Genomic DNA, 20,443 nt, shown 5'->3' with positions numbered 1-20,443 from the left:
ACGCGAAACTGCGCGGATAGGAATTCCCTTAATAAAGTTAACCAGCTAGCCTCAGCCACGAGTCTGCCTTTGGTTGAAGGAAAATGAGATGCGTAGACCGATGCTGGGTGCAGTTCTGACTGCCCTGCTGGCCCTGGTTGGCCCGATCGCTGCGGTTCCCACCGCCACCGCCAATGAGCCAACGCCCACCCCCACCCCGACTGCCGAGGTCACAGCGGAGCCGGACGCTCCGAAGACGACGACCGGGGAGCCCACTGCCACCCCGCCGCCCACGAGCGGCGAACCGTCGTCCCCGGCCACCGACCAGCCCGCATCGCAAAAACCCGAGCCGTCCGAATCGCCCACCGTGGCCGATGAGGAACCCGCCACCGCCGCCACGAACGAGAAGCCCACCATGGCTCCGCAGTCGGCGGAGCCGTCCGCTCCGGCCACGACCGAAACCCCTCGGGCACGCGACGCCTCCCAGGTCTCCGACACCGAGAGCCAGATCCAGGTCGGTGACATCGGCCTGTTGATCCGCAGAGTGAGCACCGGCACCGGCCACGGCACCAACGGTCAGTGTGCGATCAACTCGCAGAACACTGCGCTCTTCCCCGATGGCAATGCCGCCGGCGAGCCGGCGGATGACTCGACCCAGGACGAATACGTGTGCTGGGGAGATACGGTCGATTACCAGATCGAGTTCAACCTCGGGCCGTCGGGCATCGACACCCCGCAGCGGGTGAAGTTCTCGTTCAGCGCCAGCGATCAGGGACTGCCCCCGGGCCGGAATCCCCGGGAATCCCGCCCCTACGAATTCGTGCAGAAGGCACACGAGATCTGCTCCGCACCCTCCGACGGGTCCTACCGGGTGATTTCCCGATCGATCTATACCGAGTTGCGGGTGCTGAACTGTGAGTTCGAGTTCAATCCCGGCCTGAGCGGTTCAATCAAGTTGCCCGCCATCACCCTCAAGTCCGGACTGAACGTCAAGGTCAATCCGTGGATCCGCCCCACCATGGTGGTCAACGACCAGAGCGTTCCGGTTCCCGATGTCACCGTTCTCAGCCTGCCGCAGGTCGATGTCCGCGCCAATCTGGTCGGCCAGCCGGCCATCCTCGTCGTGGACGGTGAGCCCGGCGTGGTGCTGCCGGTCACGCACGATCGAACCAATGTTCCGTGGAATGCGGCCCAATGGCACCCCACCAAGGGGAATCCCTCCACGTGGATCACCGAGGAGTACCAGTACCAGATCGGTTTCTACGACAACCGCGATGACATCAGCCAGCCCCTGCCCCTGCCCGAGGGGGCCAAGGTGTTGCGGACCAACTCGGCGCCGCGGGTCTTCCTGGGGCCCGATGGGCAGCCCTTGGAGGCGACCCTGAACACCACCCACACGGGTCTGTGGCTTCCCATGGACGTCTACGCCGATCTGCACGGCATCGGAGTGTGGCATCGGGTGATCCCGGTGCAGATGGGGATCCCCAACGGCACGTCCAACTTCGACCGGACGCCGGTCTGGGACCCGGGAACGGGGGAGGACTGTACTTTCCCGACCAGTTCGCTGGGCCTGAGCCGGGTGACCGACGGCAGGTGGGCACCGAACAACAACTGTGCCGTCCGTCATTACGGGTTCGGTGAATACACCATCGGCGACTCGATGAAGCGCATCGATGCCAGCTACGCCCAAGTGGTGGACCGCGTGGCCGGCTCCTACTCCGACGTGAGGCTGGAGCGCGCCGCGAATGCTGCCCAGCAAGAGGACAACTATGCGCTGTGTGACGTGTGGGATGCGAAGAATCAGGATGCCCTGAAGAAGGGTGCTAGTCAGTCGATCGTCTTCGCGCCGGTGCCCGACGATGCGCCCGACAGGGTGAAGAATCGCCCCGAGCCCCTGGTGAGCATCGAATACGACGGCAGATATCTCACCCTGCCCGCCGGCGTGTGGCGCGCCGAATACGCGCACTCACCGATCTCGGTGGCCGGCGGAGCCACTCCGCGTGACGACTTGCCGGCGATGCGCGACGCGGTGCAACAGCGCTGTGCGGCCACCGATGGTTGGACCACCGACCCCGCTTCGATCGGCGCCGACCGCATCAACACCTTCCGGATCGTGGTCGACCGGGAGGCGTTGACCGCCTATCTGGCCGAGCAGGGCTACGACAAGTTCAAGAACTTCGATCCGAAGACCGTCGTGCAGTTCTGGACGAAGGCCCCGCCATTCACCGAGATTCCCGCCGACGGCAATGAGGTGACCGCGCACGACCACTTCGCGAACGTGACGTTGTCGCCGACCGAGTCCACGGCGAACTTCGTGGTGACCAAGGGCATCCGGATCAAGCGGGCCACCTCGAACTTGTACGTTCGGAAGACCTACTCGACCAGCAGCGGCTACACCGACAAGGCCACGAGCACTGCGGGTGCCAGGCACACTGCCAGCATCAACTACTCCGGTTACGTCGTCTACCGCCAGCCGAACACGCCCAATGAGTACACGGTCGTGGTCGAGGACGAGCTACCGGCCTGTATCGACGGGGAACCGACCAATATCCGTCCCGGGTTGGTGTCGAATGACACCTTGGACGTCGAGTTGCTGAGCCAGGAGCTCACCCCGGCGGTCGGGGAGCCGTGCTACAACCCGATCGGTGACGATCACAAGCCGGCCAAGATCACGTGGACCTGGAAGGTGACCGGCAAGAATCCGTCCGCCGACCGTCACAACATTGGCTTCCAGACCAGGTACGACTTCAAGCTGCTCGATGCCATTGAGCCGCAGAAGTCGATGACCTCGTTGGTCAATGCCGAGTTGACGCTGATCGGCACCCCCGGCAATGAGGAAGAAGCTCGGTCGCTCAGCCAGGCGGTCAAGAACAGTGCCACGATCACCATCGTCCCCGGCCCGGCCGAGGCGGTGTCCACCAAGACCGTGCGTGAGGACCTCGTCCGTACCGGTTTGGACGTCACCTGGACGCTCACGCTGTCGAACTCCAGCAGTGGTAACACCGATGCCGGCGAGTGGATCGACGTGCTGCCCCATGACCGGGACAGCCGGGCTTCCGACACGCCCTCGGCCGTGACCGACGATGCCGCGGCGCTCAGCAACATCCGCCTCGGGGCACCGGTGTGGAAATCGACCGTGGACAAGATCAACCCGCCGGACGATGTCACGGTGCGGCTGGCGGTGACCACCACCGCGGCCGAGAATGTCGTGGCCGACCCGGCCCATGCCTCCAACCGGGCCGATGGCTCCACGACCTGGTGCTGGATCGACACCGATCCCGAAGGCTGTGCCGAGGAGCTCGAATCGGCGACCGCTGTGCGGATCTCGCTGGACAAGCTGCCTGCCTACTCGAAGGTGGAGATCCCGGTGACGGCAAGCACCGCCGGCATGCGCGATGGCGCCAAGCTGGTCAACAATCTCGGGGTCGGCCGGGTCGAGGGGCTCACCCTCGAGGTGCCGCCGTCGCTGAACGTCACCACCGAGGTTTACGACCTGCTCATCGACGGTGTGGTGTGGTACGACACCAACGCCGACGGCACCTTCGACGACGGTGAGGAGTTGCTGGCCGGCGCCACCGTCCAGGTGCTCGACGCCGACGGCAACGTGGTCTCGTCGACCACCACCGACGCGCGGGGTTACTACTGGTTCGGTCAGGGCCTGCGCCCCGACGGTGGACATCCCGGACAGGACGCCGCCTCACCGCTCTACTTGGTTGACGGCACCTACACCACTCGGGTGGTTCGTGGTGGCGTGGTGCTCGATGAGTGGCGGTTCACCTATTCGGGTGGCAACCAGGAACTGAACGGCACCTCGAAGGGTCTGGAACTGGGACGGGAATCCACCGACATCCGGGAGTTCCCGAAGTACCAGAAGGCCGACTTCGGGCTGTTCGTCGACCTGCATCTGGTGTGGCGCAAGGTCGACGAGAATGGCGACTTGTTGGCGGGCGCGACCTTCGAGGTCACCGGCGCCTCGGGTGACCCGATCACCGTCACCGACAACGACGACCTCGACCTCGACCCCTCCGATGGTGTGATCAAGATCAAGGTGCCTGCAGCCGGTGAGTACACCGTCCGGGAGACCGGAGCCCCCGACGGTTACGAGGGGACGGAGGAGACCTTGACCGGCACGGTTGAGAATCGCGCCAGCGAGGCCGATCTCGGACGACTGGTCAACACCAAGACCCCCGATCCGACACCGGAGCCGACTCCAACGCCGGACCCGACTCCGACACCGGAGCCAACGCCGACGCCGGAACCGACTCCCACTCCCGAGCCGACTCCGACACCGACACCCACACCGGGGCCGAGCATGACCCCGGAACCGACGCCGACGCCGAGCGCGACCGCCGAGCCGACCCGCGCGCCGAAGCCCACGCCGACCCGGCCGGGCTCCCCGCCGCGGTCCAAGCCGTCCGGGCTGCCCGACACAGGGGTGGGTTCGGCCCGCTGAGGCCGGCCGTCGTGACCGGCGGCCGGCCGCGAAGTGGTGGTGTGACCCGGGGCCTCTGTCAGGCTGGGGTGCATGGAATCGTTCGATCTCCACTACCCCTTCGCGGGACGTTGGTTGGTGCAGAACTCTCCGGCCAACCGCGTCCCCAGCCATGGCATCACCGCCTTCGCGAGCTCCTACGCGATCGACTTCGTGCCGGTGGGGGAGCAGGGCCGAACCGCGCCGATGACCCTGTCGTCCTGGGTGCGTCCCGAGACACCGACCCGATTTCCGGGCTTCGGACGAGAGGTGCTGGCCCCGGTGGACGGGCTGATCGTCGCGGTCGCCGACGGCGAGCCCGACCATCCGGCCTACCGGGGCTGGCCCTCGGTCGGGTACGCGCTGCGGCAACGGTCCCGGGTGGCCCGGGGCTGGTCGTCGCTGGCGGGAAATCACGTGTTGATCCGCACCGACAGGGGCACCCACGTCGCCCTCTGTCACCTGCAACAGGGCAGTGTCGCGGTGCGCGTGGGCCAAGAGATCGGGGTCGGGGAGGTGGCCGGCGGCTGCGGCAACTCCGGAAACAGCACCGAACCGCACCTGCATCTGCAGGCGATGGACGATGCCGATCCGCTGCGGGCCGCCCCGGTACCGATCAGCTTCGAGGGGAGCATCCCCCGAAACGGGCAGATCGTCTCGGCCTGACCCGCGCCCGGACGTGCTCGGACGCGCTCAGATGCGGAAGGCCTGAACAGCCTCCCAGCCCGGGTCGAGGTCCACTTCGATCTCCACCTTGCCCTGGCGCCAGCGCTTGGCGGCGGTCTGCAACACCTCGGCCGCATCGGTGGTCGAGTCCACGTAGAACTCCAGCACGCGGACCCCGCTCCGGGTGTGCACCGCGACGACCTGTCCCTTGCCGAACACCGCGGCTGCGAGATCATTCTCGAAGCGAGCCAGCGCCTCCATGGAACGCGGCCCGGGCCAACCTTCCGCAGTCACATCGGAGAACCGCACCACCACCGACACGTGCTGGTCGAAATCGAGTGCCTGCACCGGCGAGAGACGCTGCAAGCACCTCACCAGAATCGGTCCATCGGGGGAATCACCCTCCAGCATCGTCCAGCCCATCTCACCGTTCGGCATCGACTCGGCCTCGACCGCATCGACGATGGACGGCAACTCGCCCAGCGGCGCGCTGCCTTCGGGGTCGGTGACGCTGGTCTCGACCCGATCGAGCCACAACTCGGTGGCCTTTTCCCCGAGCGCGGCGTCCAGGGCCATGAACATGAGTTGAACGCGCTGCTCTTCGGACACCTCGCCGAACACCGGGTGATACACCACCACATCGAGCCCGGTTTCGGTGCGGGCCGTGTGCACCCGCACGTCGGCGAAGGTCATCGTCACATCGCCCAACTCCAACACCATGTTGAGGGGGCTCGGCTGGCGCATGTCGAAGAATGTCCAGGCCTCATCGGCCGGCGGCGCGGCACGCAGCCAGCGGCGGGCCAGCGGACGCAGCTCCGGATCGCCACCGGCACTGACGATGAGTTGGTGCCGGCTTTGGTCATAGGGGCCCATCTCCCACACCAGCTCGGGGTGGAGCGCGCGTACCTGTGTGCCCAGCAGCTCGACGACCCGGTCGGTATCGCGGCGGGTGGCAGCGGCATCGATCTCGGCCGAGGCCGAGCTCCACCACTGCCAGAAGGCTGCGATGGGGTCGTTGGTGGTGGGTTCCTGCTTGCGCTTGCGTCCGAACCAGCCCATCGTCGTCCTCCGAATGCTGATCTGTCGGCCATACGGTGTCACAGCGGGGTGCGGTTGCCAACAAAACGCCCGTAGCACGCGGGCGCGGGCACGCCGAAGTGCGGACGCCCGGCCCGGTGCTCATCCACCGCGCGGCAGGATGGGGGCATGTACGTCAAAGTGTGCGGTCTGGATTCGCCCGCCAACGCCCGGGTCGCGCTCGCGGCCGGGGCGGATGCGATCGGCGTGGTGATGAGCCGGCCGAGCCCCCGACACCGCACTTTCGACGAGGCACTGGAGATCGTCCGGGCGGTGGGGGAGCGGGCCGAAACCGTCCTGGTGGTGCGCGAGATGGCCGCCGTCGAAGCCGCCGACACCGCCGTCCGGCTGGGGGTGGACGTTCTGCAACTGCACGGGCGTCGCTACGGGCCCGAAGATTTCGCCGAGGCGCTGAACGGATTCCCCCGGCTCTGGCGGGCGACCTCACTGGACGACGACCCCGATCTCACCGTGGGCGCGCAGGGGGAGGAACGGCTGCTGCTCGATGCCCCACGTGCCGGGTCGGGGAGCCGGTGGGACCTCTCCAGACTCCGGCAGCGCACCCCACGCGGTGAATGGCTGCTGGCCGGTGGGCTGGATGCGAGCAATGTGGCCGACGCCATTGAGGTGGCCCGGCCGTTCGGGGTGGACGTCTCCAGCGGAGTCGAGTCCGCCCCCGGGGTGAAGGACCCCGAGCTGATTCGTGCCTTCGTGGCCGTGGCGCGCAGCGGTACGCCCTTGTGACCGAACCGCCTCGGCGGATCGTTTCTGAAACTCCCTTAAGAAGTTGTTACACCCCTTGGGGTGGCGCCGGATCGGCACCCACAGCGGCCCTACGATGCCAAACGCAATAGTGCTTCGCGAAGGGCAACAGCATGGCCGAAATCAGCCGCCGAACCTTGTTATGGGGAGGCCTGGCCGCCGCCGGCGTCCTCGCCACCGGATGTGGACAGAACGTGGATTCCAAGTTCCTGGAGGGAAAGAAGGAACCCACACAGCCCCCGCCGAGCACTCCGCCGCCCGCCCCGCCGCCGGTCTGGCCGCTGACCGGCAAACCGTTGCCCGATGAGGCGGCCGGCAAGCATGCCGCGGTGGCGGTGAAGGTGCCCGACAACAAATACGAACACCCCCAATCGGGCATCAACGATGCCGATCTGGTGTTCGTGCAACTCGACGGCTACGTCGATTCGTCCGGGCAGAGCGCCACCCGGCTGATGCCGGTCTTCCACACCACCCTGCCCGAGGGCGTCATCCCGGTGCGCTCCATCCGTCCGGTCGATGTGCCACTGTTGGCACCGATCGGGGCCGTGGTGGGCAACACCGGGGGAGCGCAGTGGGTGGTGAACTACGCCGAGAAGTACAGCGACCACCTCGACGTATCGCAGACCTACATGGAAACTCGCGGCACCGGCAGCTACTCGATTGACGGCTCGCGGGTCTACACCTACGACGGACAGAAGAAGTACGACCGGGCAGTGGTCGCCCACCCGAAGGTGCTGTCACAGCGCAACGAGAAGTTCGCCCAGGGCCCGGCCAAGCCCTATCTGCCCTTCGCCGTCGGTGACGACAAGCCCAGCACCGAGAACGGCAACGCGGCCCGACAGGTCGAAGTGCCCTGGAAACGCAACGACGCCTACACCATGCGCTACGAGTTCGACGAGGGCGCCGGACTCTACCGGCGCTTCATGCCCTGGGGTGAACACACCCTGGTCGACGGTGAGCAGGTGACCACCGAGAACATCCTGGTGATCCGCGCCGAAGTGACCACCGAGAAGATCTTCGAAGGAAAAGGTGGCGCCGAGCCGATTCACGGCATCATGTCGGCCAAGGGCGCCTTCACCTACTGCCACGGCGGCAAGGCGGTGACCGGCACCTGGGCCAAGGGCGAGGTGCAGGAACCCTTCACCTTCACCCTGGACGACGGCAGCCCGCTGAAGATCGCGCCGGGACGAACCTTCGTCGAGTTGCCCTACGAGGAGTCAGAGGTGCGCCTGAGCTGACCCGCCGGGTCACTCAGTGCCCGAAGACCCCGTGGTCGCCCTTCTGGTGGAACCAGCGCGCATCGCGGCGGACGATCCGCCACCCGCTGTCGCGACGCTCCCAGCGGTCGATGTATTCGCCATTGCTGTCCAGCCACAGGTCGGCCCGGTCCCCGGCACCTTGGTGGCGGGCCTGCACGTAGCTGCGACTCTCCGCGGTGTCGCCGTCCACCTCGATGATGATGCTGCCCAGTAGATGCTGACTCGGCCCGCAATTGTCGAGATGGGAGCGGAAGTTCTCCATCAGCGCGGGCATCCCGGACCGTTCCCCGAGTCCGTAGTCGAAGGTGATGTCCTCGGCGAAGACCTCCGACACCCGGTGCCAGTGGCGTTCGTCCAGGGTGCGGGCGAAAACCCCGAGCAACCGGGTGATCTCACGCTCGTCGAGCAGGGTCTGCAGGTCCATCGGTGTGCTCCTTGTCGTGGCGAATCCAGGCGACGGTGTCGGTGATTGTGTCGGTGAATCGTCGTGGCCGGTAGTCGAGTTCCCGGGTCGCCTTGGCGTGGCTGTACCGCACTCCGGCTGCAACGGTGAACAGTGAGTACCGGGTGTACAGCGGCGGCACCCGGCGCAGCCGGTACCAGGTTTCGGCCATCCGGGCCGTGGCCCGGGCCAGCCACATCGGCATCACCCACGGCTCCCGCCGTCCGGTGATCTTGGCGACCTCGTGGGCGAGGTGTTTGATCGACACCAGGTGACCGGTCAGCAGATACCCCGCCCCCGACTCGCCCCGGTGGGCGGCGGCGATTGTGCCCGCAGCCACATCGCGTACATCGACCAGGTCGTGGCCACCGGGCACGATGATCGGCATCTGCCCGTCGATCAGGTCGCGCACCAGTTGGGTCAGATGCCCCTGCCCGGGGTCGTGCGGGCCAAGAATCCCGGACGGATACACCACCACCGGGGACAGGTCACTCGCGGCCAACACCCGGCGGGTTGCTTCGGCCTTGGTGGTGGCATAGGCGCCGACGACCTCGCCGAACTCGTCGGTCTCGGTCATGGTCTCGCCCGGGTGCACCGGCAGGGCATGCACCGAGGAGGTGTAGACCAGCCGACGCACCCCGGTGGTGCGGGCCGCGGCGATCACATTGGCGGTGCCCTCGACATTGGTCCGCCACAGCTCGGGGTCGAGGTGGGTGGCGATCGAGATCTTGCCGGCGGTGTGAATCACCACCCGGTCGTCCTCACCCTCGAAGGCCGCCACCACCTGGTCGGGGTGGGTGACATCGGCCACCCGCACCTCGTGGGGATGTCCGGCCGGGCCGGTGCGGTTCACCCCGCGCACCCGCAACCCCTGTGCCAACAACCGGCGCACGATCGTCGATCCGACGAATCCGTCGCAGCCGGTGACGATGTAGAGGGTGTTCGACACCGGGTTACTCCCAGCGCAACACGGTGACGCCGGAATCCTCCAGAATCCGGGCCCCCGAGGGCAGCCCCGCCTCGGACCGGGAGACCTCGGTGTAGTCGATCTCGTACACCACCCGCACCACCCGGCGGCTGTTCACGATCAGCCGGGCGCAGGTCGCGCAGGGTTCGTGGGTGACATAGAGGGTGTGCGCCTCGCCGTTCCAGTTCGCGGCCAGCAGGGCATTGGTTTCGGCGTGGATGAACCCGCTCTGGCCCTGGGCGAGGGACTCGCGCTCATTGGGCTCGCCCGAGGCACGTCCGTTGTAGCCCACCCCGATCACGCGATTCCAGTGATCGAGCAGGCAGGCACCCACCTGCACCTTGGGATCGGCACTGCGAGTGGCCCACAGTCGGGCGGTCGCCAGCCCCAGTTCATCGAAGGACGGACGAATCGTCATGGCAGCAACCTAGTGGAACGCGCATCCGTCCCGGTAGATGGATGCAGGCCATCCCGTCCGCGGGAGAGTATGTAAGGCTTGCCTTACCTAACTTCGAGAGGGTGAGATGGTGCAGCACAAAGAACAGGCACGACGGATGACGCGCCGGGCCACGGTACGGCGCACCGAACGGTTGTCACCGGATTTGGTGCGGGTGGTGTTCACCGGCCCGGATATCGCCGCCCTGCCCGAGCTGCGGTACACCGATCACTACATCAAGATCATCTTCGGCGACGCCACGCGCACCTACACGATCCGATCTCTCGATCGCGACCGCGTCGAGATGGCGGTCGATTTCGTGGTACACGGCAGTGCGGGGTTGGCCGGGCCGTGGGCCGCTTCGGCGAAACCCGGGGACGAGATCGAGTTTCGCGGGCCCGGGGGAGCTTGGGCGCCCGACCCGGAAGCGGAACTGCATCTGCTGGTCGGCGACGAGGCCGCCCTGCCGGCGATCGCCGCAGCTCTGGAGCGGCTCCCCGACGATGCCGCCGCGGAGGTCTTCGTCGAGGTCACCGGTCCCGACGCCCGGATCGACCTGCCCGGTGGACCCGACACCAGGCTGCACTGGGTGCATCGGGGTGACCGGCACCCCGGACTGCCCCTGTCCCAAGCCGTCCAGCAACATGCCTGGCGCCCCGAGGGCCTGAGTGCCTTCGTGCACGGCAACGCCGACATGATCAAAGACCTGCGCCGTTTCCTGTTCGTCGACTGTGGGGTGCCCCGCGAACAGGTGTCCATCTCCGGCTACTGGCGTACCGGTTTGACCGAGGACGACTGGCAGGCGAGCAAGCGTGAGTTCGTGGCCGAGATGGAGCGCGAAGAACTCGTCGCGAGCGGATCGCCGCACAACTGACGGCTGCGCGGCACGGCTAGGGCCGGCTCGACCCGGCCCCGGGCCGCTCGCTGCGCTCCCCGAGACCGCGTGCGGCCAGAGCCTCACCGGTGGCCACCGCATAGCCCACCGCCCGCACCACCAAGGGGGAGATCAGGGCCAGGGGATTGCGTTCCAGGCCCCGGGCCCGGGCGGCGTCGCGGACATCGCCGAACATGCCCAGCAAGTAGGGGACGCTGCGCAACATCACCGCCACTGCCAGCGCGAACTTCTCCGGATCCAAGCCGAACACCCGCGCCGGACGCGCCACCGCGGTCAGCGTGTCCACCAGGGCCGGGGTGGGTTGGGTGGCGATCAGCAGCCGGGCGGCATAGACGGCCACCAGCAGGTTCGCGGCGATGAACACCGCCTGCTGCCAGGTGTTGAACCACAGGTGATAGGCGACCAGCACCGCCACCAGGGCCACGATCACCAACGGCAGCGGCCACGCCACCCGGAGTGGAATCCGGGCGAGGAGCAACAGCAACCAGGTGAATCCGAGGATCGCGCAGGACACCCACCACCGGCCGATCACCACCGGGCTGAACGCCAGCGCGATCACCAGCACCATCGTCGCCCCGGCCGGCAGCCGGTGCAGCGGCGAGCGCCGCGGGATGAAACGGCCGAAGAGTTGGTTGTGCCGGTTCATGTCATTCGGCCCCGATAGTGGTCGATGGCAGCAGCGGGGGCGCCGTCGAAGACCACCCGTCCGTCGTCGATCACCAGCACTCGCTGCGCGTCGGCGGCCACGTCCAGATCGTGGGTGGAGTAGATCACCTGCTGGGGCAGAGCGGCGAAGGCCCGGCGCATGCGTTCCCGGTTGCGCAGATCCAGCAGGGTGGTCGGTTCATCGGCCACCACCACCTGTGGTTCGATCGCCAAGACCGCGGTCAGGGCGACGAGTTGGCGTTCGCCGCCCGAGAGGTCGTAGATGCTCTGGTGGGCGAGGTGGCCCAGGCCGCGCTCGTCCAGCAGGTGCTGGGCCCTGGCCCGGCGCTCGCGGCGGTCCTTGAACGTGCGACGCAGGGACAGTTCGACGTCTTCCAGCGGCGTCGACATCACCAACTGCGACAGCGGATCGGTGAACACGAAGCCGACGCGTTGCCGCACCTGCCGGGCCTTGGTGTGGGTGTCCAGGCCGTCCACCAGCACTTGACCGGCCGATGGCGTCAGCAGTCCGTTCAGCAGCCGCAGCAGGGTGGACTTGCCCGACCCGTTCGCCCCGATCAGCGCGATCCGGGGTTCGGTGAGGGTCAGGTCGATGTCGCGCAACAGGGTCTTGGTGTGCTCCGAACCGTCCGCCCTCAGTACCGGGACTGCGACCGTGACCCCGGCCAGCCGGATCATCCGGGTTGCAGGGTGGTGACCCGGCGCCGGTGCAACACGATGTGCGGGAAGGCCTTCAACACCGCCACCGCGATCGCCGAGGCAACCAGGTCCTTGGCGATATCACCGGGCACGTAGGCCAGGTCGCCGATGGCTGCGGCGCTCAGCGAAATCTGCAGGATCAGCGACATGCCGATGATCCCGAAGATGTGCGTCACCACCGAGGCGACCATCGCGCCGATGAAGAACCAGGCGAAGTTGTGCTGCATCCGAAACCGGCGCATCAGGGCCCGTGAGACCAGGCCCGCCACCAACGCGGCCAACGGGAAGGACAGTAGGTACCCGGCGGAGGGCTTGGCCAGTACCGCCCAGGTGCTCGTGAACCCGGCGAAGACCGGCAGCCCGGCGAACCCGATCGCCAGGTACAACAGGGTCGCCAACAGGCCACGGATGGGCCCGAGAATCAGCCCGGTGAGGGCCACCCCCAGGGTCTGCAGGGTGATCGGCACCCCGAGTGAGCCCACCGGGATGGCCGGGGTCAGGCTCAGTGCGGCGATCAGCGCGGCGAACACCGCGATCAGAGCAAGGTCGAGTTGACTCCACTCCGAGCGATCGCGCGAGGGGTACGACATGGTGGTCCTTTCGGGCAGTCTGTCAGGGCAGCCTATGCAGCCTATCCGGCCCACGGCGAGTTGGTGTTCGCGTGGACGCTACCGTTCGACGACGAGGAGGCATGACCATGACCGAGCCGGCCACAACACGTCGCCGCCCGACCGCAGCCGAGGTTGCCGCAGCCGGTGATCAGGTGGTGCCCGATGTGCTCGGCGCCGGCATGAAGCTGCTGATCGTCGGCATCAACCCCGGGCTGTGGTCGGCCGCCGCCCATGCCCACTTCGCCCGTCCGGGCAATCGGTTCTGGCCGGCGATGCACGATTCGGGTATCACCGAGTACCGCATCGACGCCTCGGCCGGGTTCCGGCCCGAGGACCTCGACTATCTGATGGGACGGGGCATCGGGCTGACCAATATCGTCGAGCGGGCCACCGCCCGGGCCGCCGAACTGACGTCCGAGGAACTGCAGGCCGGCGTCGACCGGATCGCCGAACTCAACGAGCGGCATCGGCCGGCGGTGGTGGCCTTCTGTGGCATCACCTCCTACCGCCAGGCCTACCGGCGACCGAAGGCGGTGCTGGGTCGTCAGGACGGCAATCACTGGGTGCTGCCCAACCCCTCGGGCCTGAACGCTCACGCCACCCCGCCGAAGCTGGCGGTGGCCTTCGCCGAGGTCGGACGCGCCGCGGGAATCGAGCTCCACCAGCCTTCTTGAGAACTTCCTGTGCCTCTGGTCACATCTTTCCGGAAGGTGGGAGCCGGCGCCGCCGAAAGACTCCGACTGGTTACGCTGCTGATGATCTGGCCAACTCTGGAGGAACCATCGTGCCCATCGAAACCCCTCAGGACACCACCGTCGACCTGCTCGTGATCGGCGGCGGTACCGGTATGGCTGCCGTTCTGGCCGGCCATGAAGCCGGTTTGAAGACGCTGCTGGTGGAGAAGACCGACAAGCTCGGAGGTTCCACCGCACTGTCCGGTGGAGCGTTCTGGGTGCCCGGCAATGCCGTGCTGGCCGAGGCGGGCGCCGCCGACACCACCGAACGCATTCGCAACTACCTGAACGCCGTGGTGGACGGCTCGGCCCCGGCCGAGCGCTCGGAGGCCTACGTCAATCACGGCCCGGCCGCGGTCGACATGCTGCGCCGCACCACCCCGCTGGATCTGATGTGGTCGAAGGGGTACTCCGACTACCACCCCGAGGCGCCGGGTGGTTCGCCGGCCGGCCGCACCTGCGAGTCGAAGCCCTTCGACCTGTCGATCCTGGGTGAGAATCGCGAACTGCTGCGCGGGTCGGGCCTGAATCCGCCGGTGCCGATGCCGATCACCGGTGTGGACTACCGCTTGATGAACCTGATGCGCAAGCTTCCGTTCAAGGCCTTCCCGCTGATCTTCCGCCGCGTGCTCAAGGGCCTGATCGGCAAGGTGCTGTTCAAGAAGGAGTACACCGCCGGTGGCCAGGCACTGGCCGGCGGCCTGCTGGCCGGTGTGCTGAACACCAACGCCCCGATCTGGATCAACACCGGGCTCAAGGAATTGATCACCGAGGACGGCCGGGTCACCGGCGCGATCGTCGAGCATCAGGGCCGCGAGATCACCGTCAAGGCCACCAAGGGTGTGGTGCTGGCCGCCGGTGGCTTCGACCACAACGTCGAATGGCGCCGCAAGTACCAGACCGAGACCTTCCAGCCCTCCTGGGCGCTCGGCAACCCGGGTAACACCGGTGAGTCCATCGAGATCGCCAACAACACCGGCGCCGACCTGGGCGGGATGGAGAACGTCTGGTGGTTCCCGGCGGTGGCCCCGGTGGGCAACGGCAAGGCCACGGTCATGCTCGCCGAGCGTTCGCTGCCCGGCTCGTTCATCGTTGACTCCTCGGGCAATCGCTTCGTCAACGAGTCGTGCGACTACATGACCTACGGGCAGGTCATCCTGCAGCGCGAGAAGGACGGTAACCCGGTCGGCAAGACCTTCATCGTCTTCGACCAGGAGTACCGCGACTCCTACGTGTTCGCGACCCAGGTGTTCCCGAAGCAGCCGCTGCCGCAGAAGTGGTACGACGAGGGCATCGCCTTCAAGGGCCGCACCCCGGCCGAACTGGCCCGGGCCGCCGGCCTGCCGGTGGATGCGGTCGAGGCCACCTTCCGCAACTTCAACGTGATGGCCGCCAACGGTCTGGACGAGGATTTCCACCGCGGCGAGTCGGCCTACGACCGCTACTACGGTGACCCGACCGTCACCCCGAACCCGAACCTGCGTCCGCTCAGCACGGGCCCCTTCTACGCCGTGGAGATCGTGCTCGGCGACCTGGGCACCTGCGGCGGCGTGGTGGCCGACGACCGCGCCCGGGCGCTGCGGCCTGACGGCTCGGTGATCGAGGGCCTGTACGCGATCGGCAACAACGCGGCCAACGCCTTCGGCCGGACCTACCCGGGTGCCGGTGCCACCATCGGTCAGGGTGTTGTCTACGGCTACATCGCCGCCCGCGACGCCGCCGGCGTTCTGTAAGACCTGGAAGAGTTGAGGCCGCCGGGGAGATCCCGGCGGCCTCGGCAATTCGGGGTGGGGGTCCGCCTTTCTCGCACATGCAACCGGTACTCGTTCCTGCGGCACGTGCTGAGTGATGCAGGAACGAGTACCGGTTGCTGGAACGAGGGCAGCGAGATCGCGCGGACCTGAGGAAGGCCCGGCTCGCCTTGCACCGCACGATCCCCGGTGGGTCCCGAGCTTTCCGATCCGGAGCCGCCGGGGTACGTAAATCCCCAACTCAGGACGCGGTTTTGGGTGGTTCGGGCTGTTTCGAGCAGGTGAGTTGGGGGTTTTGGTACCCGCGGGCCGAGGGCCGGCTGAGGTGTGCGGGCGGACCCTCGTCAGACACGGGCTCAGCCGAAGTTCGGCTCCCGCTTGGCCAGGAAGGCCTCCTTGCCCTCGGCGAAATCCGGGTGATCCAGCAGGTCGTACTGCACCTCTTCACGGGTCAGCGCCTCGTCGATGTCGAAGGCGGAGGCGTTGATCGCCTGCTTGGTGGCCCGCACCGCCCCGCGGGAGGCGGTGGCCATCAACTGCAGCACCTCCCGACCCCGTTCTGCCAACTGATCGGCGGGCACGACCTCGGTGATCAGCCCCCATTCCAGGGCCCGGGCGGCCGAGATCTTCTCCTGCAGCAAGGCGATCCGCATTGCCCGGGCGCGTCCGGCCCCGGCCACCAGCAGGGCAGTGGCCCCGCCGTCGGGAAGCAACCCGAGCTTGTTGAACGGCAACAGGAAGGCCGCCTTGTCGCTGACGACCGACAGGTCACAGGCCATCGCGATCGAGGCCCCGGCACCGGCGGCGATGCCGTTCACCAACGCGACCACCGCCTTCGGGGCTGCCACGATGGCCCGGATCAGCGCATTCAGGGTGGTCAGGGTATCCGCGCCGACATCGGCCAGATCTGCCCCGGCGGAGAAACCCCGTCCCGCGCCGGTGATCGCGATCACCCGCACCTGCTCATCGGCTGCCAGGTCATTCACCGCATCGGCGGCGGCCTGCAACAGGTCGGGGGTGAAGGCGTTCAGCTTGTCGGGCACATTGAAGGTGACCGTGCCGACGGCACCGTCGCGCTCGACCAACAGCGTGGACATAAGGTCTCTCCTGAGAACATCTAGGGTGGCGGATCTTTCGCCGCATCCTAGTCGTGCCATGATTCTGGGCACACAACGTGTGCCACCGGCACCGGACCAACATGTGCCACCGGTACCAATCGAACCTGTGCATGGGGAAGGTTGAACGATATGACCGCAGCACCTTCCGAGACGCCGGGTTCGGTCACCACCCGGGCCGAGCGACTCGACCGCTTGCCGTTCACCCGCCGGCACTCCAAGCTGCTGTTCGGTTCGGGCATCGGCTGGGCCCTGGACGCCATGGACGTCGGGTTGATCTCGTTCGTGATGGCCGCCCTGGCCCTGCAATGGGACCTCTCCCGCACCGACCTGTCGCTGATCGGGTCGGTCGGTTTCGTCGGGATGGCGATCGGCGCCAGCGTCGGTGGCCTGCTCGCCGACCGGATCGGACGGCGTCAGGTCTTCGCGCTCACCCTGCTGGTCTACGGGCTCGCCACCGGGGCCGCCGCCCTGTCGGTCGGGGTGGCCATGCTGATCGTGCTGCGTTTCATCGTCGGACTCGGGCTGGGTGCCGAACTGCCGGTCGCCTCCACCCTGGTCAGCGAATTCGCACCCCGCAAGATCCGCGGCCGGGTGGTGGTCGCCCTGGAGGCTTTCTGGGCGCTGGGCTGGATCATGGCCGCCCTGATCGGTTTCTTCGTGGTGCCGATCGGCGACAACGGCTGGCGCTGGGCCCTGGCGGTCGGTCTGGTACCCGCCGCCTACGCCCTGGTGGTGCGTTTCGGGTTGCCCGAATCGGTGCGCTACCTGGAATCGAAGGGTCGCCACGATGAGGCGGAGGCCGCCGTGCGGGCCTTCGAGGAATCGGCCGAGATCGAGGCCCCCACCGATGCCGAGGTGGCCGCGACCAACCGGGCCGCCGACGAGAGCTTCGCCCCGGATACCCGCGACCAGGTCTCGATCTGGTCGGCCCGGTTGCGGGCCCGCACCATCGCGCTGTGGCTGGTGTGGTTCGGCATCAACTTCAGCTACTACGGGGTGTTCATCTGGCTACCCACCCTGCTGGCCGAACGTTTCGGCGACCTCACCACCTCGTTCGGCTACACCCTGATCATCACCCTGGCCCAACTGCCCGGCTACGCCGCAGCGGCCTGGCTGATCGAGGTCTGGGGCCGGCGAATCACCCTGGCCACCTTCCTGGCCGGGTCGGCGGTATCGGCGGTTTTCTTCGGCCTCTCGGCCAGCCCGGTGCAACTGATCGTCGCCGGCTGCTTCCTGTCGTTCTTCAACCTCGGTGCCTGGGGTGCGCTGTACGCCATCGGGCCGGAGCTCTACCCGACCAATGTGCGCGGTACCGGCACCGGGGCGGCGGCCGGATTCGGCCGGATCGCCTCGATCGTCGCCCCACTGGTGGTACCGCCGTTGCTGGCCCTGGGTGGTGCCTCCGGCATGGTGGTGGTCTTCAGCGTCTTCGCCGGCGCCTTCCTGATGGCCGCGGTCGCCGCCTTCACCCTGCCGGAACAGAAGGGCAAAGCACTCGACGACTGACCCGCGGACCCGCAGCGCGCGGACCCGCGAGGTCGGTCCGAGCCCGGGCCTCAGCCCCGCAGCACCGCCGCGATCGACTCGCTGACGTGCCCGACGTTGTTCTCGTTCAACGCTGCGACACAGATCCGTCCGGTATCGGTGCCGTAGACCCCGAACTCGTTGCGCAGGCGCACCATCTGATCCTTGGACAACCCCGAGAAGGAGAACATGCCGACCTGATCGGTGATGTAGCTGAAGTCGCCCTCGACCCCGGCGGCGGCCAGGCCGTCCACCAGTGCGGTGCGCATCGACTTGATCCGGTCGCGCATCTCACCGAGTTCGGCCACCCACTGGGCACGCAGGTCGGGGTCGGCGAGCACCGTCTCCACCAGTGCGGCACCGTGGGTGGGCGGGTTGGAGTAGTTGGTGCGGATCACGATCTTGATCTGCGAGCGCACCCGGTCGGCCTCCTCGGCGTCGGAGCACACGATCGACAGGCCACCGACCCGCTCGCCGTACAGCGAGAAGGACTTCGAGAAAGAGGTCGAGACGAAGAAGTTCGATACCTTCTCGGCGAACCGGCGCACCACCGCGCCGTCCTCCTCGATTCCCTGACTGAACCCCTGGTAGGCCATGTCCACGAAGGCAGTCAGGCCCCGCTCGTTGATCACCTCGATCACCCGATCCCAGTCGGCGGGGGAGAGGTCGTAGCCGGTGGGGTTGTGGCAGCAGGCGTGCAGCACCACGATCGTGCCCGGGGCGGCGGCCGCCAGATCGGCCAGCATGCCCTCGACATCGACGCCCTTGGCCTCGGCGTCGTAGTAGCGGTAGGTGTCCACGGTGAACCCGGCGCGGGTGAACAGCGCCCGGTGGTTCTCCCAACTGGGGTTGGAGATCAACACCTTCGCGTCGGGACTGACCTGACGCAGGAAATCGGCACCGACCTTCAGGGCGCCGGTACCGCCCAGAGCCTGGGCGGTCACCACCCGGCCCTCGCTCAGCAGGGGCGAATCGACCCCGAAGACGAGTTCCTGGACGTCCCGGTCGTAGGTGGGCATCCCGTCGATGGCCAGGTAGCCCTTGGCACTGGGGTTCTCGGCCAGTCGCTTCTCGGCTTCGGCGATGCAGCGCAGCAACGGCAGCTTGCCGGTGGCGTCCTGATAGACACCGACGCCGAGGTTCACCTTCTTCGGATTGGTGTCGGCCTTGAACTGCTCGGTGAGGCCGAGAATTGCGTCCGGGGGAGCCTGCTGGACGTTGCTGAACAAGGACATGGAAGTACCGCCTTTCGTGCGCACCCCAAGGCTAGTGCCGACAGAGTCCCTGTCGCGCGGGTGCCTGCCAGGCAGAACACCCGTGTCCCGGCTCGGGATCAGGCCAGGGCCGGGGCGATCTCCTTGGCGAACTGCTCCATGCTGCTGCGGTCATAGGCTGCGTCGGCGAAGTAGACGATGGTGTACTGCAGCCCCACCTCGCGGTACTGCTGCAACTGCTCGACGATCTGTTCCGGTGTGCCGCAGGCGGGGGAGTTGCGCAGGTCGTTGCCCATCTTCTGCACGGTTTCCGACGGCAGCACCTTCGACCACCGATCCTCCAGGGCCCGAACCTTGTCCTCCACCTCGGCCTCGGAGCCGCCGACCAGGGCGTTGAAGTTGGTCGACTTCACGATCCGGTCGTAGTCGGTGCCCACGTCCTTGCAATGCTCGGCCAGAATCTCCGCACGGCGGGCGAAGCCGTCGGGCCGGCCGAAGAAGTTGGTGTAGTCGGCGTACTGGGCCGCGATCCGCAGGGTCACCTTCTCGCCACCACCGGCGATCCACAGCGGAATCCGCGAGGGCCCGTCCTGCAGTGGCCGGGGTTGCACGATCGCGCCGTCCACCTGGTAGTAGCGGCCGTCCAGGGTGGCCTTACCGGTGGTCCAGGCCTGTCGGAAGATCTGCACACCCTCGCGCAGCATCCGCAGCCGGTCACCCACCTCCGGGAAGCCGTAGCCGTAGGCACGCCATTCGTGCTCGTACCAGCCACCCCCGATACCCATCTCGATTCGACCACCGCTGATGTGGTCGCAGGTGGCCGCCACCTTGGCCAGGTAGGCCGGCGGACGGTAACCCATGCAGGTGCACATCTGACCCAGCCGCACCCGGTCGGTGATCGCCGCGAAACCGGCCATCAACGACCAGGCCTCATGGGTGGCCTCGGTGTCGCTGGGTACCGGTGTGGTGTGGAAGTGGTCGTAGACCCACAACGACTCCCAGGTCGGGTCTGCGTCGACCGCCCGGGCCAGGTCACGCATCACCGGCCAATGGTTCGCCTCATCGATGCCGACGAGATCGAATCGCCAGCCTTGCGGAATGAAAACGCCGAATCGCATGTGCCGAGGTTAACCAGCGGCACCGACATTCCGATAGCCCCTGCCACTCCAACA

At 67.2% G+C, this 20,443-nt stretch carries 18 protein-coding genes; 8 read left to right on the top strand and 10 right to left on the bottom strand.

Translation table 11 applies throughout. The features are described 5' to 3' along the window. Nucleotides 1–88: 88 nt before the first annotated feature. Together ACR4XW_RS02200 and ACR4XW_RS02195 are read left to right on the top strand one after the other, a co-directional pair. Nucleotides 89–4,432, top strand: a complete 4,344-nt coding sequence (locus tag ACR4XW_RS02200) for a SpaA isopeptide-forming pilin-related protein (protein WP_434758873.1) — start codon at nt 89–91, stop codon at nt 4,430–4,432. A gap of 72 nt (nt 4,433–4,504) precedes the next feature. After that, complete coding sequence (locus tag ACR4XW_RS02195) at nt 4,505–5,116, top strand: M23 family metallopeptidase (RefSeq protein ID WP_434758872.1); 612 nt, start codon at nt 4,505–4,507, stop codon at nt 5,114–5,116. A 27-nt stretch (nt 5,117–5,143) separates the two neighbouring features. Here the strand turns inward: ACR4XW_RS02195 and ACR4XW_RS02190 are convergent, their stop codons facing one another. Next, on the bottom strand, nt 5,144–6,175 hold the full coding sequence (locus ACR4XW_RS02190; RefSeq protein ID WP_434758871.1) for a DUF695 domain-containing protein: 1,032 nt from the start codon (nt 6,173–6,175) through the stop codon (nt 5,144–5,146). A 147-nt stretch (nt 6,176–6,322) separates the two neighbouring features. Here ACR4XW_RS02190 and ACR4XW_RS02185 point away from each other — a divergent pair, with 147 nt between their 5' ends. Together ACR4XW_RS02185 and ACR4XW_RS02180 are read left to right on the top strand one after the other, a co-directional pair. Then, entirely contained in the window at nt 6,323–6,937 is a 615-nt protein-coding gene (locus tag ACR4XW_RS02185) for a phosphoribosylanthranilate isomerase (protein ID WP_434758870.1), read from the top strand. A 131-nt stretch (nt 6,938–7,068) separates the two neighbouring features. Then, a complete protein-coding gene (locus ACR4XW_RS02180; RefSeq protein ID WP_434758869.1) occupies nt 7,069–8,193 on the top strand; it encodes a DUF3048 domain-containing protein in 1,125 nt (374 codons plus the stop codon). A gap of 13 nt (nt 8,194–8,206) precedes the next feature. Here the strand turns inward: ACR4XW_RS02180 and ACR4XW_RS02175 are convergent, their stop codons facing one another. Genes ACR4XW_RS02175 through ACR4XW_RS02165 form a run of 3 tightly spaced genes read right to left on the bottom strand, consistent with a single transcriptional unit; the run spans nt 8,207 to nt 10,041 of the window. Then, on the bottom strand, nt 8,207–8,638 hold the full coding sequence (locus ACR4XW_RS02175; protein WP_434758868.1) for a nuclear transport factor 2 family protein: 432 nt from the start codon (nt 8,636–8,638) through the stop codon (nt 8,207–8,209). After that, entirely contained in the window at nt 8,607–9,605 is a 999-nt protein-coding gene (locus ACR4XW_RS02170; RefSeq protein ID WP_434758867.1) for an NAD-dependent epimerase/dehydratase family protein, read from the bottom strand. The genes ACR4XW_RS02175 and ACR4XW_RS02170 overlap by 32 nt, the downstream gene beginning before the upstream one ends. A 4-nt stretch (nt 9,606–9,609) precedes the next feature. Beyond that, nucleotides 9,610–10,041 (bottom strand): deaminase, encoded by a 432-nt coding sequence (locus tag ACR4XW_RS02165; RefSeq protein ID WP_434758866.1) that lies wholly within the window; start codon nt 10,039–10,041, stop codon nt 9,610–9,612. A 109-nt stretch (nt 10,042–10,150) separates the two neighbouring features. Between ACR4XW_RS02165 and ACR4XW_RS02160 the strand changes: the two genes are divergently transcribed. Next, complete coding sequence (locus tag ACR4XW_RS02160; RefSeq protein ID WP_434758865.1) at nt 10,151–10,933, top strand: siderophore-interacting protein; 783 nt, start codon at nt 10,151–10,153, stop codon at nt 10,931–10,933. 16 nt (nt 10,934–10,949) lie between these two features. On the opposite strand, the gene ACR4XW_RS02155 is transcribed toward ACR4XW_RS02160, so the two are convergent. From ACR4XW_RS02155 to ACR4XW_RS02145, 3 genes are read right to left on the bottom strand one after another with little or no spacing between them, the layout of a single operon-like run. Continuing rightward, nucleotides 10,950–11,600, bottom strand: a complete 651-nt coding sequence (locus ACR4XW_RS02155; RefSeq protein ID WP_434758864.1) for an energy-coupling factor transporter transmembrane component T family protein — start codon at nt 11,598–11,600, stop codon at nt 10,950–10,952. Beyond that, nucleotides 11,597–12,298: an energy-coupling factor ABC transporter ATP-binding protein gene (locus tag ACR4XW_RS02150; RefSeq protein WP_434758863.1), complete on the bottom strand. Its 702-nt coding sequence runs from the start codon at nt 12,296–12,298 to the stop codon at nt 11,597–11,599. The genes ACR4XW_RS02155 and ACR4XW_RS02150 overlap by 4 nt, the downstream gene beginning before the upstream one ends. Then, entirely contained in the window at nt 12,295–12,909 is a 615-nt protein-coding gene (locus ACR4XW_RS02145; protein ID WP_434758862.1) for a biotin transporter BioY, read from the bottom strand. Before ACR4XW_RS02145 ends, ACR4XW_RS02150 begins: the two co-directional genes overlap by 4 nt. Before the next feature lie 101 nt (nt 12,910–13,010). Between ACR4XW_RS02145 and ACR4XW_RS02140 the strand changes: the two genes are divergently transcribed. Further along, the gene (locus ACR4XW_RS02140) at nt 13,011–13,604 is read left to right on the top strand and encodes a mismatch-specific DNA-glycosylase (protein ID WP_434758861.1); all 594 of its coding nucleotides are present in this window, start codon (nt 13,011–13,013) and stop codon (nt 13,602–13,604) included. A 110-nt stretch (nt 13,605–13,714) separates the two neighbouring features. Then, nucleotides 13,715–15,397 carry a 3-ketosteroid-delta-1-dehydrogenase gene (locus ACR4XW_RS02135; protein WP_434758860.1) on the top strand — a complete coding sequence of 561 codons (1,683 nt, stop codon included), beginning with the start codon at nt 13,715–13,717 and terminating at the stop codon, nt 15,395–15,397. Nucleotides 15,398–15,771: 374 nt separating this feature from the next. Here the strand turns inward: ACR4XW_RS02135 and ACR4XW_RS02130 are convergent, their stop codons facing one another. Beyond that, complete coding sequence (locus ACR4XW_RS02130) at nt 15,772–16,512, bottom strand: enoyl-CoA hydratase-related protein (RefSeq protein WP_434758859.1); 741 nt, start codon at nt 16,510–16,512, stop codon at nt 15,772–15,774. A gap of 150 nt (nt 16,513–16,662) precedes the next feature. Here ACR4XW_RS02130 and ACR4XW_RS02125 point away from each other — a divergent pair, with 150 nt between their 5' ends. Further along, the gene (locus tag ACR4XW_RS02125) at nt 16,663–18,039 is read left to right on the top strand and encodes an MFS transporter (protein ID WP_434758858.1); all 1,377 of its coding nucleotides are present in this window, start codon (nt 16,663–16,665) and stop codon (nt 18,037–18,039) included. A gap of 50 nt (nt 18,040–18,089) precedes the next feature. Here the strand turns inward: ACR4XW_RS02125 and ACR4XW_RS02120 are convergent, their stop codons facing one another. Continuing rightward, nucleotides 18,090–19,292: an amino acid aminotransferase gene (locus ACR4XW_RS02120; protein ID WP_434758857.1), complete on the bottom strand. Its 1,203-nt coding sequence runs from the start codon at nt 19,290–19,292 to the stop codon at nt 18,090–18,092. A 98-nt stretch (nt 19,293–19,390) separates the two neighbouring features. Then, on the bottom strand, nt 19,391–20,389 hold the full coding sequence (locus tag ACR4XW_RS02115) for an LLM class F420-dependent oxidoreductase (RefSeq protein ID WP_434758856.1): 999 nt from the start codon (nt 20,387–20,389) through the stop codon (nt 19,391–19,393). Nucleotides 20,390–20,443: the final 54 nt, after the last annotated feature.

It is taken from the genome of Pseudenemella bisphenolivorans, from assembly GCF_051133435.1.
GTDB lineage: Bacteria > Actinomycetota > Actinomycetes > Propionibacteriales > Propionibacteriaceae > JAAYAO01.
The sequence above is the reverse complement of the archived record's forward strand: the minus strand, read 5'-3'. Positions and strand labels throughout refer to the sequence as shown.

Coding starts and splice junctions, on each gene's coding strand:
- ACR4XW_RS02200 (WP_434758873.1), top strand. CDS start 89: ATGCGTAGACCGATGCTGGGTGCAGTTCTGACTGCCCTGCTGGCCCTG.
- ACR4XW_RS02165 (WP_434758866.1), bottom strand. CDS start 10,041: ATGACGATTCGTCCGTCCTTCGATGAACTGGGGCTGGCGACCGCCCGA.
- ACR4XW_RS02140 (WP_434758861.1), top strand. CDS start 13,011: ATGACCATGACCGAGCCGGCCACAACACGTCGCCGCCCGACCGCAGCC.
- ACR4XW_RS02175 (WP_434758868.1), bottom strand. CDS start 8,638: ATGGACCTGCAGACCCTGCTCGACGAGCGTGAGATCACCCGGTTGCTC.
- ACR4XW_RS02190 (WP_434758871.1), bottom strand. CDS start 6,175: ATGGGCTGGTTCGGACGCAAGCGCAAGCAGGAACCCACCACCAACGAC.
- ACR4XW_RS02125 (WP_434758858.1), top strand. CDS start 16,663: ATGACCGCAGCACCTTCCGAGACGCCGGGTTCGGTCACCACCCGGGCC.
- ACR4XW_RS02155 (WP_434758864.1), bottom strand. CDS start 11,600: ATGAACCGGCACAACCAACTCTTCGGCCGTTTCATCCCGCGGCGCTCG.
- ACR4XW_RS02195 (WP_434758872.1), top strand. CDS start 4,505: ATGGAATCGTTCGATCTCCACTACCCCTTCGCGGGACGTTGGTTGGTG.
- ACR4XW_RS02150 (WP_434758863.1), bottom strand. CDS start 12,298: ATGATCCGGCTGGCCGGGGTCACGGTCGCAGTCCCGGTACTGAGGGCG.
- ACR4XW_RS02120 (WP_434758857.1), bottom strand. CDS start 19,292: ATGTCCTTGTTCAGCAACGTCCAGCAGGCTCCCCCGGACGCAATTCTC.
- ACR4XW_RS02115 (WP_434758856.1), bottom strand. CDS start 20,389: ATGCGATTCGGCGTTTTCATTCCGCAAGGCTGGCGATTCGATCTCGTC.
- ACR4XW_RS02145 (WP_434758862.1), bottom strand. CDS start 12,909: ATGTCGTACCCCTCGCGCGATCGCTCGGAGTGGAGTCAACTCGACCTT.
- ACR4XW_RS02130 (WP_434758859.1), bottom strand. CDS start 16,512: ATGTCCACGCTGTTGGTCGAGCGCGACGGTGCCGTCGGCACGGTCACC.
- ACR4XW_RS02180 (WP_434758869.1), top strand. CDS start 7,069: ATGGCCGAAATCAGCCGCCGAACCTTGTTATGGGGAGGCCTGGCCGCC.
- ACR4XW_RS02185 (WP_434758870.1), top strand. CDS start 6,323: ATGTACGTCAAAGTGTGCGGTCTGGATTCGCCCGCCAACGCCCGGGTC.